Annotated in this window: 17 protein-coding genes and 1 tRNA gene; 3 read left to right on the top strand and 15 right to left on the bottom strand. The window is 73.2% G+C overall.

Annotated elements, in window-relative coordinates:
• The first annotated feature begins 134 nt into the window (after positions 1 to 134).
• On the top strand, positions 135 to 506 hold the full coding sequence (locus ACSNOA_RS05395; protein WP_436656820.1) for a VOC family protein: 372 nt from the start codon (positions 135 to 137) through the stop codon (positions 504 to 506).
• 151 nt (positions 507 to 657) lie between these two features.
• Here ACSNOA_RS05395 and ACSNOA_RS05390 read toward each other — a convergent pair whose 3' ends face one another.
• The 6 genes from ACSNOA_RS05390 to ACSNOA_RS05365 all read right to left on the bottom strand — a co-directional run bounded on the left by ACSNOA_RS05390 (position 658) and on the right by ACSNOA_RS05365 (position 5,240).
• Positions 658 to 1,101: a hypothetical protein gene (locus tag ACSNOA_RS05390; RefSeq protein WP_436656819.1), complete on the bottom strand. Its 444-nt coding sequence runs from the start codon at positions 1,099 to 1,101 to the stop codon at positions 658 to 660.
• A gap of 83 nt (positions 1,102 to 1,184) precedes the next feature.
• On the bottom strand, positions 1,185 to 1,574 hold the full coding sequence (locus ACSNOA_RS05385; RefSeq protein ID WP_436656818.1) for a GntR family transcriptional regulator: 390 nt from the start codon (positions 1,572 to 1,574) through the stop codon (positions 1,185 to 1,187).
• The gene (locus ACSNOA_RS05380; protein ID WP_436656817.1) at positions 1,571 to 2,494 is read right to left on the bottom strand and encodes a YihY/virulence factor BrkB family protein; all 924 of its coding nucleotides are present in this window, start codon (positions 2,492 to 2,494) and stop codon (positions 1,571 to 1,573) included. Before ACSNOA_RS05380 ends, ACSNOA_RS05385 begins: the two co-directional genes overlap by 4 nt.
• A gap of 58 nt (positions 2,495 to 2,552) precedes the next feature.
• Positions 2,553 to 3,101, bottom strand: a complete 549-nt coding sequence (locus tag ACSNOA_RS05375) for a 2'-5' RNA ligase family protein (protein WP_436656816.1) — start codon at positions 3,099 to 3,101, stop codon at positions 2,553 to 2,555.
• Positions 3,102 to 3,155: 54 nt separating this feature from the next.
• Positions 3,156 to 4,181, bottom strand: a complete 1,026-nt coding sequence (gene trpS, locus ACSNOA_RS05370) for a tryptophan--tRNA ligase (protein WP_436656815.1) — start codon at positions 4,179 to 4,181, stop codon at positions 3,156 to 3,158.
• A gap of 33 nt (positions 4,182 to 4,214) precedes the next feature.
• On the bottom strand, positions 4,215 to 5,240 hold the full coding sequence (locus ACSNOA_RS05365; RefSeq protein ID WP_436656814.1) for a hemolysin family protein: 1,026 nt from the start codon (positions 5,238 to 5,240) through the stop codon (positions 4,215 to 4,217).
• Positions 5,241 to 5,422: 182 nt separating this feature from the next.
• Between ACSNOA_RS05365 and galE the strand changes: the two genes are divergently transcribed.
• A complete protein-coding gene (gene galE, locus ACSNOA_RS05360) occupies positions 5,423 to 6,406 on the top strand; it encodes a UDP-glucose 4-epimerase GalE (protein WP_436656813.1) in 984 nt (327 codons plus the stop codon).
• A complete protein-coding gene (gene galK, locus ACSNOA_RS05355; RefSeq protein WP_436656812.1) occupies positions 6,403 to 7,560 on the top strand; it encodes a galactokinase in 1,158 nt (385 codons plus the stop codon). The genes galE and galK overlap by 4 nt, the downstream gene beginning before the upstream one ends.
• Positions 7,561 to 7,600: 40 nt before the next feature.
• On the opposite strand, the gene cysN is transcribed toward galK, so the two are convergent.
• The 9 genes from cysN to ACSNOA_RS05310 all read right to left on the bottom strand — a co-directional run bounded on the left by cysN (position 7,601) and on the right by ACSNOA_RS05310 (position 16,219).
• A complete protein-coding gene (cysN, locus tag ACSNOA_RS05350; RefSeq protein WP_436656811.1) occupies positions 7,601 to 8,905 on the bottom strand; it encodes a sulfate adenylyltransferase subunit CysN in 1,305 nt (434 codons plus the stop codon).
• Complete coding sequence (gene cysD / locus ACSNOA_RS05345) at positions 8,905 to 9,813, bottom strand: sulfate adenylyltransferase subunit CysD (protein WP_436656810.1); 909 nt, start codon at positions 9,811 to 9,813, stop codon at positions 8,905 to 8,907. The genes cysN and cysD overlap by 1 nt, the downstream gene beginning before the upstream one ends.
• 74 nt (positions 9,814 to 9,887) lie before the next feature.
• Positions 9,888 to 10,718 carry an inositol monophosphatase family protein gene (locus ACSNOA_RS05340; protein WP_436656809.1) on the bottom strand — a complete coding sequence of 277 codons (831 nt, stop codon included), beginning with the start codon at positions 10,716 to 10,718 and terminating at the stop codon, positions 9,888 to 9,890.
• 135 nt (positions 10,719 to 10,853) lie between these two features.
• Positions 10,854 to 11,444, bottom strand: a complete 591-nt coding sequence (pth, locus tag ACSNOA_RS05335; RefSeq protein ID WP_436656808.1) for an aminoacyl-tRNA hydrolase — start codon at positions 11,442 to 11,444, stop codon at positions 10,854 to 10,856.
• Between the two features lie 97 nt (positions 11,445 to 11,541).
• Complete coding sequence (locus ACSNOA_RS05330; RefSeq protein WP_436656807.1) at positions 11,542 to 12,240, bottom strand: 50S ribosomal protein L25/general stress protein Ctc; 699 nt, start codon at positions 12,238 to 12,240, stop codon at positions 11,542 to 11,544.
• 354 nt (positions 12,241 to 12,594) lie between these two features.
• Positions 12,595 to 13,575, bottom strand: a complete 981-nt coding sequence (locus ACSNOA_RS05325) for a ribose-phosphate diphosphokinase (protein ID WP_436656806.1) — start codon at positions 13,573 to 13,575, stop codon at positions 12,595 to 12,597.
• A gap of 57 nt (positions 13,576 to 13,632) precedes the next feature.
• On the bottom strand, positions 13,633 to 15,168 hold the full coding sequence (gene glmU / locus ACSNOA_RS05320; protein ID WP_436656805.1) for a bifunctional UDP-N-acetylglucosamine diphosphorylase/glucosamine-1-phosphate N-acetyltransferase GlmU: 1,536 nt from the start codon (positions 15,166 to 15,168) through the stop codon (positions 13,633 to 13,635).
• A 102-nt stretch (positions 15,169 to 15,270) separates the two neighbouring features.
• Positions 15,271 to 15,342: transfer RNA gene (locus ACSNOA_RS05315), tRNA-Gln, on the bottom strand.
• Between the two features lie 7 nt (positions 15,343 to 15,349).
• Positions 15,350 to 16,219 (bottom strand): helix-turn-helix domain-containing protein, encoded by an 870-nt coding sequence (locus ACSNOA_RS05310; RefSeq protein WP_436656804.1) that lies wholly within the window; start codon positions 16,217 to 16,219, stop codon positions 15,350 to 15,352.
• Between the last annotated feature and the right edge of the window lie 40 nt (positions 16,220 to 16,259).

The raw sequence follows: 16,259 nt of genomic DNA, 5'->3' as shown, positions 1-16,259 counted from the left end.
CGCCGGCGCCTCGCGGGGGTCCGCTCCGGGGGGCGCCGGCGTCCGTCGGCGCGCCCCGGACCACAGTGGCCCGTCACGTGTCGCCGCCGCGACGGCGGGGTACGGCGGGAGGACGGTCGCGTGGGAGGTGGCGCATGGTTGCCTGGGTGGCGCAGTACACGCTCGACGTCGAGGACGTCGACTGCATGGCGGCGTTCTGGTCCGCCGCGCTCGGCTACACCGTCGACCAGGGCGGTGACGGCAGCGCGAAGCTCTACCCGCCGCCGGGCGGGACCGGCCCGACCGTGTGGTTGCAGGGCTCCGGCACCGCCAAGCGGGCCAAGAACCGGCTGCACCTCGACCTGGTCAGCGACGGTGACCCGGCCGCCGAGGTGCGGCGGCTCATCGACCTCGGCGCTCGGCACGCCGACGTGGGGCAGACCGGCGACGAGCAGTTCGTGGTGCTCGCCGACCCGGAGGACAACGAGTTCTGCGTCCTCGACCACGCGCCGGCCCGCCGCCCCTGAGGCGCGCGGCGGAGTCCGCGGTCGAGCGGCCGGCGGTCGCGCCGCCTGCGCGCGGGTCGGGCGGCTCGCGCGCGGCCGGCGGGTCGCGCCGCCCGCGCGCGGCGCGTTGTTCGCCCCCGCGGCGCGGGCCGGCCGGTCCCACGCGCGGCGGTCACGCCCCCTTGGCGGTGAGGATCTCGGCGATCCGGCGGAAACCCGCGCGCAACTCGGCCTCCGTCGGCGGCTCGGTCGGCTCGCCCCGGCCGGCCTCGTCCGCCGCGGCGTCCAACTCCTCGTCGATCGTGTCCTCGAAGTCGCCGTAGAGGTCGGCCTCGTCGACCTGGGCCGCCTCGTCGGCCGCCGCGATCTGCGCGGCGGCGATCTCGCTGCGGATCTCCTCGGCGGACAGCGCCGGCAGCAGCGGCTCGACGACGGCCATCAGCTGCTCCTCGGCCACCACCGCCTCGGCGAGCGCGAGAGCGTGCGGGCGCTCGTACGGGCCGCACACCACCGGCTCCCATTCGTCGTCGTCGCCGAGCGGCCCGAACGTGATGATCCACGGCAGGCCCAGCATCGGCGAGTCGCTCGGCAGGTCCAACGTCACGAGTGCGCCCACCGGCCCATCATGGTCCGTCCCACCGGGTGGCTGGGGGCGCATTCCCCCGATCCACCCGCCCAGGGTGCTGTCGTCCACGGCGCTCAGCCGGGCCGGGACGCGTCCAGGGCCGCGCGGACCAGCGCGAGCGCCGTGGCGGGTGGCACGCCGAGCCGGCGGGCCTGGGCCGCGTAGTCGGCGGCGGCGCGCTGCAACCGGTCCGTCGCGTCGTCCCGGCCGGGAGCGACGAACGTGCCGTTGCGGCCCCGGGTCTCGAGCAGCCCGGCGCCCTCCAGCTCCCGGTACGCCCGGGCGACGGTGTTCGGCGCGAGGTTGAGGTCGGCGGCGAGCTGCCGCACGGTGGGCAGGCGGGTGCCCACCGGCAGCCGCCCGTCCCCGATCATCCCGGCGACCTGCGCCCGCACCTGCTCGTACGGAGGCACGGACGAGTCGAGGTCGACGGAGATCAGCAACTTCGGGTCCTCCCCACTCATCCGGCGCCGCCGGGGGCGCCGGGGGCGATGTCCTCGTCGAGGTCGGGCGGCGCCGGGCCCTCCGCGAGGTCCACCACCCGCCCCCGGGTGCTGGTCGCGGCGAGCGCCGCGCCGAAGAGCAGCAGCTGGTTGAGCAGGTAGAGGTAGAGCAGCAGGCCCACCGCGCCGGCGACCACCGTGTAGGCCGGGTTCCGCTCGGTGCGCACCACGTAGTAGCGGCCCACCGTGTTGAGCAGCGTGATGCCGACCGCCACCAGCCACACCACGGGGCGCAGCCGGGACCGGCTCATCCGCAGCCGGGGCACCGCGACCAGCAGCAGCGCGGCGAGCACCGCGTTGACGAGCACGCTGAGCACCGCGCTCAACGTGGTGAGACCGAGCGACCCGGTGCTGCGCAGCAGGAAGCGCAGCACCGACTCCAGCGCGTCCACGGCCGCCACCGACGCGCCGAGCAGCACGAAGACGATGATCATCACGCCGATGTCGACCAGCCGGCGGATCACCAGGTTGCCGGGTTGCTGGTTGAGCCCGTACAGGAGCCGCTGGGAGGAGCGGATGGCCTCGATCCAGCCGATCCCCGTGAAGGTCAGGATGATGAGGCCGATGATGCCGACCGTGCCGCTGCTGTCGGCGATCTGCGCCGGGTCGAGGAAGGGCAGGTTCTGCTGGAGGAAGTCGCCCACCGCCACGCTGAACTCGTCGCCGTCGTCCAGCGTCGCGCCGAAGATGGCGTACACGACGAGGGCCAGCGCGAACACCGCGAAGAAGCCGTAGTAGGCGATGGCCGCCGCGAGCCGGCCGCCGAGCACCTGGGCGTAGAGCGCGCCGGCACGCCAGACGTGGTCGAAGACCGGCGACCGGCCGCGGGCGACACTCACCCGGCGGTCGATCGCCGCCTCGATCCGGCCGATCACGTTCACGCCCGTCATCCTCGCCGATGTGGGCCCGGTGTGGGGGTAACCGTCGCGGGCGCGCCCGTCAGCCCAGCCGGAAGTCCCGGCGCGGCTGCCAGCGCGCCTGTCCGCTGTGGGAGAAGAGGGTGAACGCCTCCACCTCGAACATCGCGGAGAAGTCGGCAAGGTCCTCGTACGCCTTGTCGAGCGCCTCCGGCGCCACGTCCTGCGCCACGGTGACGTGCGGGTGGTACGGGAAGCGCGCCTCGCGGCGCAGCTCGGGGGCGGCGCGGATCGCCGCGGCGAGCAGCTCGCACTCGCTGATCCCGGCCGCCACCGCCACGAAGACCACCTGGGTCACCGGGCGGAAGGTGCCGGTGCCCCGCAGGTGCAGGGTGAACGGCAGGTGGGCGGCCGCGACGGCGGCCAGGTGCCGCTCGACGGCCGGCAGGGTGACCACCGGGATCTCGGTCGGCCCGAGCAGTGTCACGTGCGCCGGGATGTCCGCCGCCTGCGGGTCGCCGGCCTCCGCGCGCCGCCGGGTGAGCTGGCCGCCCCACGGCTCGGGAATGTCGACGGCCACCCCGATCTGGATGACGTCGCCCTCCCCCGGCGCTTCGTCCCTGCGCTCCACGCTGCGCGCCACCTTCCCGGCCAACGGCCCGTCCACCCGTCCCGCGCCGCGGCGTTACTCGCCGCGCACCGGCGGGAAGAACCCCACCCGCTCGTACGCGTCGCGCAGCGTCGCGCCCGCCACGGCACGGGCCTTCTCCGCGCCGGAGGCCAGCAGCTTGTCGAGCTGGGCCGGGTCGTCCAGGTAGCCGCGGGTGCGCTCCTGGATCGGGCGGACGAACTCGGTGACCACCTCGGCCAGGTCCTTCTTCAGGTCGCCGTACCCCCGGCCGGCGTACGCGGCCACGAGGTCGTCGATGCCGCGGCCGCTCAGCGCGGAGTGGATGGTCAGCAGGTTGGTGATGCCGGGCTTGCCCTCGGCGTCGAAGACGATCTCCCGGCCGGTGTCGGTGACCGCGGAGCGGATCTTCTTGGCCGTGCGGGCGGGCTCCTCGAGCAGGTCGATGATGCCGGCCGGCGAGGACGACGACTTGGACATCTTCGCCGTCGGGTCCTGCAGGTCGGTGATCTTCGCGGTGTCCTTCACGATGTGCGGCGCGGGCACGGTGAAGGTCCTGCCGAACATCGTGTTGAACCGCTGGGCCAGGTCGCGGGAGAGCTCCAGGTGCTGCCGCTGGTCCTCACCCACGGGCACCGCGTCGGCCTGGTAGAGCAGGATGTCGGCGGCCTGGAGGATCGGGTAGGTGAACAGGCCGACGCTGGAGCGCTCGCTGCCCTGCTTCTGCGACTTGTCCTTGAACTGGGTCATCCGGCTCGCCTCGCCGAACCCGGTGATGCAGCCGAGCACCCAGGCCAGCTGCGGGTGCTCGGGCACCTGCGACTGGACGAAGAGGGTGCTGCGCTCCGGGTCGATGCCCATCGCGAAGAGCTGCGCGGCGGCCACCCGGGACCGCTGGCGCAGCAGCGCCGGATCGTGCCCCGCGGTGATCGCGTGCAGGTCGACCACGCAGTAGAACGCGTCGTGCGTGTCCTGCAACGCCACCCAGTGCCGCAGCGCGCCCAGATAGTTGCCGAGGTGGAACGAGTCGGCCGTCGGCTGGATGCCGGAGAAGACGCGGGGACGGGCGGGAACGTCGGGCATGCCGCCAATTCTGTCAGCACGCCCGGGCGCGCGTCATGACGGGCCGGCGGGTCGGCCTCCGCCTGCGGCCGCCGGCGCCGTGGCCTCGCGGCGCTGCTCCGGCAGGCGTACGGCGGACACGGCGATCCGGGCCACGCGGCGGCCCTCCAGCGCCAGCACCCGCAGCAGCCAGCCGCCGGTCGGGTCGCCCGGTTCGGGCGCGCCGGCGTCGGCGGGCCCCGCGGCGACGGGCACCTCGTCACCGGCGACCGGGAGCCGGCCCAGCGCCGCCATCACGAACCCGCCGACCGTCTCGTACGGCCCGGCCGGCAGCGGGATCCCGGTGCGCTCGGCGAAGTCGGCCAGGTTGAGCCGGCCGTCGACGACGGCGGGGAGCCCGGCGTGCGCCGGGTCCGGCGCGTCGTCGTACTCGTCGTGAATCTCGCCGACGAGTTCCTCGATGAGGTCCTCCAGCGTGACGATGCCGGCCGTGCCGCCGTACTCGTCGACCACCACGGCGAGGTGGTGCCCCTCGCGGCGCATCTCGGTGAGCGCGGCGAGCACCCGCTTGCTGCCGGGCAGCTGCTTCACCTCGCGGGTCAGCTCGCCGACGGTCACGCACGGGTCGGCGTCCGGCCGGAGCAGCACGTCGCGCAGGTGGACGAAGCCCACCACGTCGTCGTGCGTGCCGTCGGTGACCGGGTAGCGGGTGTGCGTCTCGACCCGCACCAGCCGGGCCGCCTCGGCGATGGTCAGCCCGCCGGGGAGGAAGACGACCTCCGTCCGGGGCATCATCACCTCACGGACCAGCCGCGCGCCGGCCACCAGGACCTCGTCGATGATGCGGCGCTCGTCCGCGTCGAGCCGCGTGTTGGCGGCCACCAGGTCCCGCAGCTCGGCCTCGCTGATCCGCTCCCGGCCCGCCGCCGGACTGGCTCCGAGCAGGTCGGTGACGAGCCGTGTGGCGGCGTCGGCGGCGCGGACCACCACCCGCGCCACGGCCCGGGCGACGGGCCCCGGTTCGGGGCCGACCCGTCGCCGCCCGCGCCGCCGGCGCTCGGGACCGCCCGCTTCCCGCATGCCAGAGATGGTAGACACCGGGACGTTCCGACGCCGGGCTTCGGCACTCACGGGCCATGTTCAACTCTGTTGGATCGTGAGAGTTTATGATGAAATCAGGTTCGGATGGGCGCGGCCGGACGCGCCCGTAGGGTGAGCACCGACACCGGCCGCTCCCGGGCCGGCAGGCAGGAGGCAACGACGTGAAACTGCTCGTCACCGGCGGCGCCGGCTACATCGGCAGCGTGGTGACCCGGATGCTGCTCGACGCCGGCCACGAGGTGGTCGTCCTCGACGACCTGCGCACCGGGCACCGGGAGTCCCTCGCCCCCGACGCCGTCCACGTCGACGCGCCCGTGCACGACGCGGCCAGGGTGATCACCCGGGAGGCCGGCTTCGACGGGGTGCTGCACTTCGCGGCCCTCATCGCCGCCGGCGAGTCGATGGTCAAGCCCGAGCTCTACTGGCACACCAACACGGTCGGCTCGCTGGCGCTGCTCGACGCCGTCCGGGCCGCCGGCGTGCCCCGCCTCGTCTTCTCCTCCACGGCCGCCGTCTACGGCAACCCCACCGAGCTGCCGATCCCGGAGACCGCCGTCAAGGCGCCCACCAACACGTACGGGGCGACCAAGCTCGCCGTCGACATGGCGCTCACCTCCGAGGCGATCGGGCACGGGCTCGCCGCCGTCTCCCTGCGCTACTTCAACGTCGCCGGCGCCCACCTCGACGGCGACGTCGCCCTCGGCGAGCGGCACGACCCGGAGACCCACCTGATCCCGATCGCGCTGGAGGTCGCCGCCGGCCGGCGCGAGAAGCTCCAGCTCTTCGGCGACGACTACCCCACCGTCGACGGCACCTGCGTCCGCGACTACATCCACGTGGCCGACCTGGCCCGGGCGCACCTGCTCGCGCTCGACGCGGCCACCCCCGGCCAGCACCGGATCTACAACCTCGGCAACGGCAACGGCTTCACCAACCGCCAGGTGGTCGACGTGGTCCGCGAGGTCACCGGCCACCCGCTGCCCGTCGAGATCGCGCCGCGCCGCGAGGGCGACCCCGCCGAACTGGTGGCCTCCTCCCGCCTCGCCCGCGAGGAACTGGGCTGGGTGCCGCGCAAGCCCACCCTGCAGGACATGGTGGGCGACGCCTGGGCCTTCTACCGCACGCACATCCTGGAGCAGGCATGACCGACGTCGCCGACCGCGCCGCCGCCGGCTTCGAGCGGGAGTTCGGCGGGTCGCCCGCCGGCCGCTGGGCCGCGCCCGGACGGGTCAACCTCATCGGCGAGCACACCGACTACAACGACGGTTTCGTGCTGCCCTTCGCGCTGCCACTGCGGACGGTGGCCGCGGCCCAGCCGCAGGCCGGCCCCCGCTGGACCGTCTGGTCCGAGCTGTCCGGCGAGACGATCGACTTCGGCGCCGACGAGGTCGCCGAGCCGGGCCGCGTCACCGACTGGGGCGCGTACGTCGCCGGCGTCGTGTGGGCGCTGCGCGAGGCCGGCCACGACGTGCCCGGTGCCCGGCTGGCGATCGCCTCCGACGTCCCGCTCGGCGCCGGGCTCTCCTCGTCCGCCGCGCTCGAGGCCGCCGTGCTGACCGCCCTCGTCGACCTGGGCGGCCTCGACCTGCCCGCCGAGCGGCAGCCCCGGCTCGCCCAGCGCGCCGAGAACGCCTACGTCGGCGCGCCGACCGGGATCATGGACCAGTCCGCCGCCATCCGCTGCCGCGACGGGCACGCGCTGTTCCTCGACTGCCGCACCGAGGAGGTCGAGCACATCCCGTTCGACCTGCACGCCGCGGGGCTCGCCATGCTCGTGGTCGACAGCCGGGCTCCGCACCGGCACGCCGACGGGGAGTACGCGGCCCGCCGCCGGTCCTGCGAGGCCGCGGCCGAGCGGCTCGGCGTACGCGCGCTGCGCGACGTCGGCGTGGACCAGCTCGACGCCGCGCTGGCCCGCCTCGACGACCCGGAGACCCGGCGCCGGGCGCGGCACGTGGTCACCGAGGACCAGCGGGTGCTCGACACGGTGGCGCTGCTGCGCGCCGGCCGGACACGCGAGATCGGGCCGCTGCTCACCGCGTCCCACGTCTCGATGCGCGACGACTTCGAGATCACCGTGCCGGAGATCGACACGGCCGTCGAGGCGGCGCTCGGGGCCGGCGCGCTCGGCGCCCGGATGACCGGCGGCGGCTTCGGTGGCTGCGTCCTCGCCCTGGTCGGGGCGGACGCCGCCGACGCGGTCGCGGACGCCGTCACCACCGCGTACGCCGACAAGGGCTTCCAGGCCCCCACGCACGTCACCGTGCTCCCCGCCGCCGGCGCAGCCCGCCTCGACTGACACCCTCCTCCCGGCCCGCCGGCTGGCGGGCCGGGGAACCTCAGCGAGCCTCCACGATCATGCCGGCGCCCACCGTGCGGTTGGTGGTCTCGTCGATGATGACGAAACCGCCGGTCGTGCGGTTGCGCCGGTACTCGTCGGCCAGCAACGGGACCGTGGTGCGCAGCCGGACCCGGCCGATCTCGTTGAGCCGCAGCTCGGCCGCCGACTCGTCGCGGTGCAGCGAGTTGATGTCGAGCCGGTAGTGCAGGCCCCGCACGATCGCCCGCGCCGACCGGGTGGTGTGCTTGACGGCGTACCGGCCGCCGACCTGGAGCGGACGGGTCTCGTCCATCCAGCACACCATCGCCTCGATGTCCTGCGCCGCGGCCGGGGCGTTGTTCGGCCGGCAGATCATGTCGCCGCGCGAGATGTCGATCTCGTCGGTCAGCCGTACGGTCACCGACATCGGTGGGAACGCCTCCGCGACCGGCCCGTCGGCGGTCTCCACGGCGGCGATCCGGCTCGTGAAGCCCGACGGCAGCACCATGACCTCGTCGCCCGGCTTCAACACCCCCGAGGCCACCTGGCCCGCGTAGCCCCGGTAGTCGGTGACGGTGGTCGACTGCGGACGGATCACGTACTGCACGGGGAAACGCACGTCGACCAGGTTGCGGTCGCTCGCGATGTGCACCCGCTCCAGGTGGTGCAGCAGCGCCGGCCCCTCGTACCACGGCATGTTCGCCGACCGGCTCACAATGTTGTCGCCCTTGAGCGCCGACACCGGCACCACCGTGAGGTCGGGCACCTCGAGCTTCGCCGCGAACGCGGTGAACTCGTCGGCGATCCGCTCGAACACCTCCTGCGAGAAGTCGACGAGGTCCATCTTGTTGACGCACAGCACCAGGTGCGGCACCCGCAGCAGCGAGCAGAGGAACGCGTGCCGGCGGGACTGCTCGACGAGGCCCTTGCGGGCGTCCACGAGGATGAGCGCCAGGTCGGCCGTGGACGCCCCGGTGACCATGTTCCGCGTGTACTGGATGTGCCCCGGGGTGTCCGCGATGATGAACTTCCGCCGCGGCGTGGCGAAGTACCGGTACGCCACGTCGATGGTGATGCCCTGCTCGCGTTCCGCCCGCAGGCCGTCGGTGAGCAGCGCCAGGTTGGTGTACTCGTCGCCGCGCGCCGCGCTGACCGCCTCCACGGCGGCCAACTGGTCGGTGAACAGCGACTTGGTGTCGTAGAGGAGCCGACCGATCAGCGTCGACTTGCCGTCGTCGACGCTGCCCGCGGTGGCGAACCGCAGCAGGTCCATGGGTCGGGCCTCCGGCCCGGCCGCGGCCCGCGCGGCGGTCTCGGCGGTCATCAGAAGTACCCCTCCCGCTTGCGGTCCTCCATGGCGGCCTCACTCACCCGGTCGTCGCCGCGGGTCGCGCCGCGCTCGGTGATCCGGGTCGCCGCCACCTCGGCGATGACCTTCTCCACCGTGTCGGCGTCCGAGCGGACGGCGGCCGTGCAGGACGCGTCGCCTACCGTGCGGTAGCGCACCCGCGCCTTGAACCGCTCCTCACCGGCCCGCGGGCGGAGGAACTCGTTGACCGCGTACAGCATCCCGTCGCGGTCGACGACCTCGCGTTCGTGCGCGTAGTAGATCGACGGCAGCGGGATCCGCTCCCGGGCGATGTAGTGCCAGACGTCCAGCTCGGTCCAGTTGGACAGCGGGAAGACGCGGATCGACTCGCCCGGGTGGTGGCGGCCGTTGTAGAGCGCCCACAGCTCCGGGCGCTGGTTCTTCGGGTCCCACTGGCCGAACTCGTCGCGGAAGCTGAACACCCGCTCCTTGGCCCGGGCCTTCTCCTCGTCCCGGCGGGCGCCGCCGAAGAGCGCGTCGAAGCGGTGCTTCTCCACCGCGTCGAGCAACACCGGGGTCTGGATGCGGTTGCGCGTCCCGTCGGGCGACTCGCGCACGAGACCGGTGGCCAGGGCCTCCGGCACGCTCGCCACCACGAGGTGCAGGCCCAGCTCCGCGACCCGCTGGTCGCGGTACTCGAGGACCTCCGGGAAGTTGTGCCCGGTGTCCACGTGCATCACCGGGAAGGGGACGTTCGCCGGCGCGAACGCCTTCTGCGCGAGCCGGAGCATCACGATCGAGTCCTTGCCGCCGGAGAAGAGCAGCACCGGCCGCTCCATCTCGGCGACCACCTCACGCATCACGAAGACGCTCTCGGCCTCCAACGCGTCCAGGTGCGACACCTGGTAGGCGGGGGCGGTCACGACCCGGGCTCGATTCGCTCGCTCATCCGATTTCCAGACCTTCCCGGTCGGAGAACTCAAGAACTTGCGTCAGGCTACCCGGAATGTCTCTGCAACGCCGCAAGCAACCGGGGGGCGAGATCCCTGCGACAGACCAGCAGGTCGGGCAGGCGTGGATCCGCCTCGTTGTATTTCAGCGCAGATCCATCGATCCGGGAAGCGTGCAGACCGGTGGCCGACGCCACAGCCACCGGCGCCGCCGAATCCCACTCGTACTGGCCACCCGCGTGGATGTACGCGTCCACCTCACCGGTCACCACCGCGGCGATCTTCGCGCCCGCCGAACCCATGGGCACCAGATGCGCCCCCACGTCCTCTGCCAGGTCGGTGAGGAACACCGGCGGGCGACTCCGGCTCGCCGCCAGCCGGATGATGCGGCCACCGGCCGTCGCCGCCTCCACCGTCATCGGCGGATACGCCGGCGGATAGTCCGTGGCGAGCACCCGGTGCTGCGCCGGCAGCCCCACCGCGCCGGCGACCAACCCGTGCGGGCTCGGCGCCGTACGCGCCCACAGCGCCACGTGCACCGCCCAGTCCGTCCGGCCCTCCTCGGCGAACTCCCGGGTGCCGTCCAGCGGATCGACGATCCACACGCGGTCCGCCGTCAACCGCGTCACCGCGCCGGCGGTCACCTCTGCCGCCCAGGCCAGCCGCGACCCCTCGTCCTCCTCGGAGAGCACCGCGTCCCCCGGACGCCACTTCGCCAACTCCGTACGGATCAGGTCGTGCGAGACCTTGTCCCCCGCCGACTTCAACGCCCCCGGATCGGCGAAGCCCATCTCCGCCCGCAGCCCGAGCAGCGCCTGACCGGCGCGGGCCGCCAGCCACCGCGCGAACGCACCGTCGATCATCGGAGGACTGCCCATGACATCCGCTCCCGTCGCCTGCCGCGGCCCAGGGCGTCGCCGGCCGTCCGCCGCGACCCGGGTCACCGGTCACACACGCCGAAAGGCGCAGACTACCGGCTCACGACCCCCGAGCGGGCGCGCCCCGCCCGACGCTCAGCCGCCGTGGTACAGGTTCTGGGTGGGCTCCACACCCCGGGTGATCACCGACTCCACCACGTCCGCGGCACGGTCCACGAGGAACTCCAACTCCTTGCGCTCGACCGTCCCGAAGTCGGACAGCACGTAGTCGGCCGGGTCCTGCCGCCCCGGCGGCCGGCCGATACCGAACCGGACCCGCACGTACTCCTTGGTGCCCAGCGACTTCGTCATCGAGCGCAACCCGTTGTGGCCGCCCTCGCCGCCGCCACACTTCACCCGCAACTGCCCGTAGCCGATGTCCAGCTCGTCGTGCACCGCGACCACCTGCCCCGGTGCCACCTTGTAGAACTGGGACAGCGCCGCCACCGGCCCGCCGGACAGGTTCATGTAGGTCAACGGCTTTACGAGCACCAGGCGCGGGCCCCCGAAGCCCAACCGCCCCTCGGCGACCTCCGCCACCGCACGCCGGTGCCGGCCGAACTTCGCGCCCACCCGCTGCGCCAGCAGGTCCGCCACCATGAAGCCGACGTTGTGCCGGTTACCGGCGTACTCCCGGCCCGGGTTACCCAGGCCGACCACCAGCCACGGCCCCGTCTCGTCCGTCACGACCCGCCCTTCCCGCAGTCACTTGCACCCGAACCCCGATACGACGACAGGCGCCCCCGACCGAGCGGGGACGCCTGTCGCACGTGGTGCGGCCCGATCAGGCCTGGGCGCGCGCCTCGGTCTCTTCCCCAGCCTCGGCGGCCGGAGCAGCGTCCGCGCCCTCGGAGCCCTCGGTGACCTCGCCGACCTCGGCCTCGGCCTCCTCGGTGGCCTCCTCGACCTCGGGCAGCGTGGCCTCGAGCTGCTCGGCGGTCGGCGCGGCGGTCACCGTGGCGACCGGCAGCTCCGGGTCGGCCACCAGCTCGACACCGGCGGGCAGCGCGACGTCGCCGGCGGTGACCTGGACGCCCGGCTCGGCGCCCTCGATCGACGCCTCCAGGTGGTCCGGCACGCGGGTGGCGTCCGCGGTCACCGAGAGCGTGTCGTGGTCGTGCACGATCAGGGTGTTCTTCGCGGCCTCGCCGGTCAGCTCGACCGGAACGTCGACCGTGACCTTCTCGCCCCGGCGGACGAGCAGCAGGTCGACGTGCTCGAAGGTGTCCTTCACCGGGTCACGCTGGATCGCCTTCGGCAGCGCGAGCACCTGGGTGCCGTCGCTCACCTCGATGGCGAAGAGCTGGTTCGCGCCACCCTTGCGGATCGCGGCCGCGAACTCGCGGGCCGGCAGCGCGATGTGCTTGGGCTTCTCGCCGTGGCCGTACAGCACGGCGGGCACCTTGCCGGCCCGGCGGGTACGACGGGCACCACCCTTGCCGAACTCGGTACGGGGCTCGGCGCTGATCTTTACCTCGGACACGGGGAAACTCCTGATGCTTCGCTGCGGCGGCTTGTCGACTGGCGGTGCTGGGGCGGGGGGCTCGCTGGGGCTCATGCGTCATGAACGACTGCCCGGAGCACCGCGTCGATGACGGCGCCTCCGTGCGGCGCTTCGTCAGCGACCCGCCGGGCACCCTCGCCGTGGCAACCGCACCAGTCTACCCGAGCCGATTCCCCGCCTTCCGCCAGTCCCCACCCAACGTGCCCGGAGCCCGCGTCGGCCGCCGCCGAGCGCCCCTCGCGGCCCGCATCGCAGCCCGCCCCCCGGCGCGCGCCTCGCACGCCGGCCCCGGGGCGCGCCCCGCGGCGGATCCCGGCCGCGGGGCGCCGCGGGTCAGCTCAGGCCACCGAAGAGGGTGGTCACCGAACCGTCGTCGAACACCTCACGGATCGCGCGCGCCAGCAGCGGCGCGATCGACAGCACGGTGATCTTGTCGAGCTGCTTCTCCGGCGGCAGCGGCAGCGTGTTGGTGACCACGACCTCGCTGATCGGGCTGTTCTTCAGCCGCTCCGTCGCCGGGTCGCTCAGCAGCGCGTGGGTCGACGCGACGATCACGTCGGCCGCGCCGGACTCCTTGAGGATGTCCGCCGCACGGCAGATCGTCCCGCCCGTGTCGATCATGTCGTCGACGATGAGGCACACCCGGCCCTCGACGTCACCGACCACGCGGTTCGCCACCACCTGGTTCGGCTTCAGCGGGTCGCGGGTCTTGTGGATGAACGCCAGCGGGCACCCGCCCAGCCGGTCGGTCCACCGCTCGGCGACCCGCACCCGGCCCGAGTCCGGTGCGACCACCGTCATGGGGCGGCCCGCGTACCGCCGCTCCACGTACTCGGCGAGCACGTCCATGGCGAACAGGTGGTCGACCGGACCGTCGAAGAAGCCCTGGATCTGCGCCGTGTGCAGGTCCACGGTGAGGATCCGGTTCGCCCCCGCCGTCTTCAGCAGGTCCGCGATCAGCCGGGCCGAGATCGGCTCCCGGCCGCGGTGCTTCTTGTCCTGCCGGGAGTACGGATAGAACGGCAGGACCACCGTGATCCGCTTGGCCGAACCGCGCTTCAGCGCGTCGATCATGATGAGGGTCTCCATGACCCAGGTGTTCACCCCGTGCGTGACGGACTGCACCACGAAAGCGTCCGAACCACGCACCGAATCCCTGTAACGGACGAAGATCTCGCCGTTGGCGAAGTCGTACGCGTCGGCCGGCGTCGGCGCGACGCCGAGCACCTCGCCGATCTCCTTGGCCAACTCCGGAAAACCACGTCCGGTGAAGAGCATCAGGCTCTTACGGTTTTCGGCGACGATGCTGCCCATGGGCCCGTCTGCTCCCGTTGGTCGGTGGTGCCCGGCACGGTGGTGGTGGGCCGGGGACTAGTCGGTTGCAGTATCTCCCGCAGCGGATTCCCCGCCCACCGCCTGGGCATCCCCGTGGATTGCCTCACCTTCACTTGCCGCCCCGGTGCCGGCCGACGCATCCTCCGCCGCCCGCAACGCCCGCTCGGCCGCCGCCGCGGACACCGTCCCCGGCCGCTTCCGGGCCACCCAGCCCTCGATGTTGCGCTGCGGCGCCCGGGTCACACCGAGCGCGCCCGGCGGCACGTCCTGGGCGATCGCGCTGCCCGCCGCCACGTACGCCCCGGCGCCCACCTCGACCGGCGCGATGAGGCTCGTGTCGCAGCCGACGAACGCGCCCTCGCCGACCACCGTCCGGTGCTTGTTCACACCGTCGTAGTTCACGAAGATCGTCGCGGCCCCGATGTTCGCCTTCGCGCCGATCGTCGCGTCACCCACGTACGACAGGTGGGGCACCTTGGCGCCCGGACCGACCTCGGAGTTCTTCACCTCGACGAACGTGCCGACCTTCGACTTCTCCGCGAGCCGCGCGTCCGGGCGCAGATACGCGTACGGACCCACGCTCGCCCCCGGGCCGACCTCGGCGCCCACGGCGTGGCTGCGCAGCACGGTCGCGCCCTCGCCGACCACCGTGTCGACGAGCGTGACGTCCGGCCCCACGACCGCGCCGGAGCCCACCACCGTGGCCCCCCGCAGCTGCGTGTTCTGGTCGACGACCGCGTCGCGGTCGAGCGCCACGGTCACGTCGATCCAGGTGGTCTCCGGGTCGAGCAGGCTCACCCCGGTGCGCATCCAACCCTCGTTGATCCGGTCGCGCAGCAGCCGGCGCAGCCCGGCCAGCTCGACGCGGTCGTTGCAGCCCAGCGTCTCCACGTGATCCGGCGCCACGTGCACGGTCACCGGCTCACCCGCCGAGCCGAGCAGGGCGAAGACGTCGGTCAGGTACTCCTCGCCCTGGTCGTTGTCCGTGGAGAGCTTGCCCAGCGCGTCCCGCAGGCGAGCCACGTCGAACGCGTAGCTGCCGGCGTTGATCTCCCGGATGGCACGCTGCGCCGGCGTGGCGTCGCGCTCCTCGACGATCTGCTCCAGCCGGCCGTCGGCGCCGCGCACGATCCGGCCCAGGCCGGTCGGGTCGGGCACCTCGGCGGCGAGCACCGTGGCGGCGGCCCCGGCCTGCTCGTGCGCGTGCACCAGCGCGCTCACCGTCTCCGGGCGCAGCAGCGGCACGTCCCCGTTGATGACGACGACCGTGCCGGTGGCGTCCGGGACCGCCTCCAGCGCGATGCGCACGGCGTGGCCGGTGCCGAGCTGCTCGGCCTGGAGCACGGGAACGGCGTCCGGGGCGATCTCGTCGAGGTGCGCGCGGACCTGGTCGGCGCCGTGGCCGACCACCACGACGGTCCGGTCGGCGTTCAGCGGAGCCGCCGCGCTCAGCACGTGACCGAGCAGCGTACGACCGAGCAGCGGGTGCAGCACCTTCGGCAACGCCGACTTCATCCGCTTGCCCTCACCGGCGGCGAGCACGACAACGGTGCGGAGGTGGGGCTGGGGCACGACGTGGCTCCCGTCGGGACGGCGACACTTCCGCGGCCATGCTAACCAGACATCAACCGGCCGTTGGCACGGCCGTGGCGAATGCCGATAAACCAGCGTGAGCTGGGGTGCCTGGATTCGAACCAGGAGCTCAAGGCTCCAAAGGCCTGCGGGTTGCCGTTACCCCACACCCCAATGACCGTCAGGCCTCACCGTCTGTTACCCGAAGGCCCACGTCGTCTGCTTTTTCGAACAGCCCGGCGATCATACCTTCGATCCGCCAGTAGAGCGCGCGACTGCCCGGCACGTTGATCACGAGACAGCCGTGGTAGTCGGGGCCGGTGTTCCGCCGGACGCTCGACGGGTTGTGCCGCTTCAGCGTGGGCCGGCGGAATCGGGCCGGTGGCAGGGCCAGCCGCCGCGCCCACCAGTCGGTCGCCGCGTCGGCGTCGGCCGTCTCGTGGATGCTGACCCGGTACGTCGGGACGGACCGGTCCACGCCGCATCTCTCCAGAAAGCGCAGGAAGAGCGCCAGCAGGCCGGAGTCGCTGTTGATGAACTGGACGTGGTCGTCGCGTCGCCACGGCTTCGACTTGGCGCCCTCGCACCAGTAGACGGCCGCGCCGAGCAGCAACAGGTCCCGGTCGTCGAGCGGCCCCACCACGGTGGCGGCCTCGGCGTGCACCCGGGCCCGGGCCGCATCGCGCTCCGCCCGGTGCGCGGCCCAGCGGGCTTCCGACATCGCCTTCGCGTGCGCCCTGCGCCGGGATCGTAGGGCGTCGTCGTCGGGCGGTAGCGGCACGTCGCGCACCCACTGGGACGCCGTCGACTTCGCCACCCCCGTGCGGGCCGCGATCTCGGACAGCGAGCAACCCCGGGCGCGCAGCTCGACCGCCCGCGCCCGCAGCTCGTCCTTCGCGTTCGGGCGGCGGGTCCACTCCGGCGGTGGCACCCCCCGCAGCAGGTCGTAGACCCGGTTGCGGCCGAGGCCCGTGCGGGCCCGGATCTCCCGGACGGAGAGCCGTTCGACGGTGCGGAGGCGACGCACCTCGGCAGCCACGGGATCGGTCACGGGCCGACGCTAGGACACCGGTACGACGAGAAGCGTTCGC

The organism is Micromonospora sp. URMC 103 (genome assembly GCF_051386435.1).
Classification (GTDB): domain Bacteria; phylum Actinomycetota; class Actinomycetes; order Mycobacteriales; family Micromonosporaceae; genus Micromonospora.
This window is presented reverse-complemented; position numbering and strand designations above follow the sequence as displayed.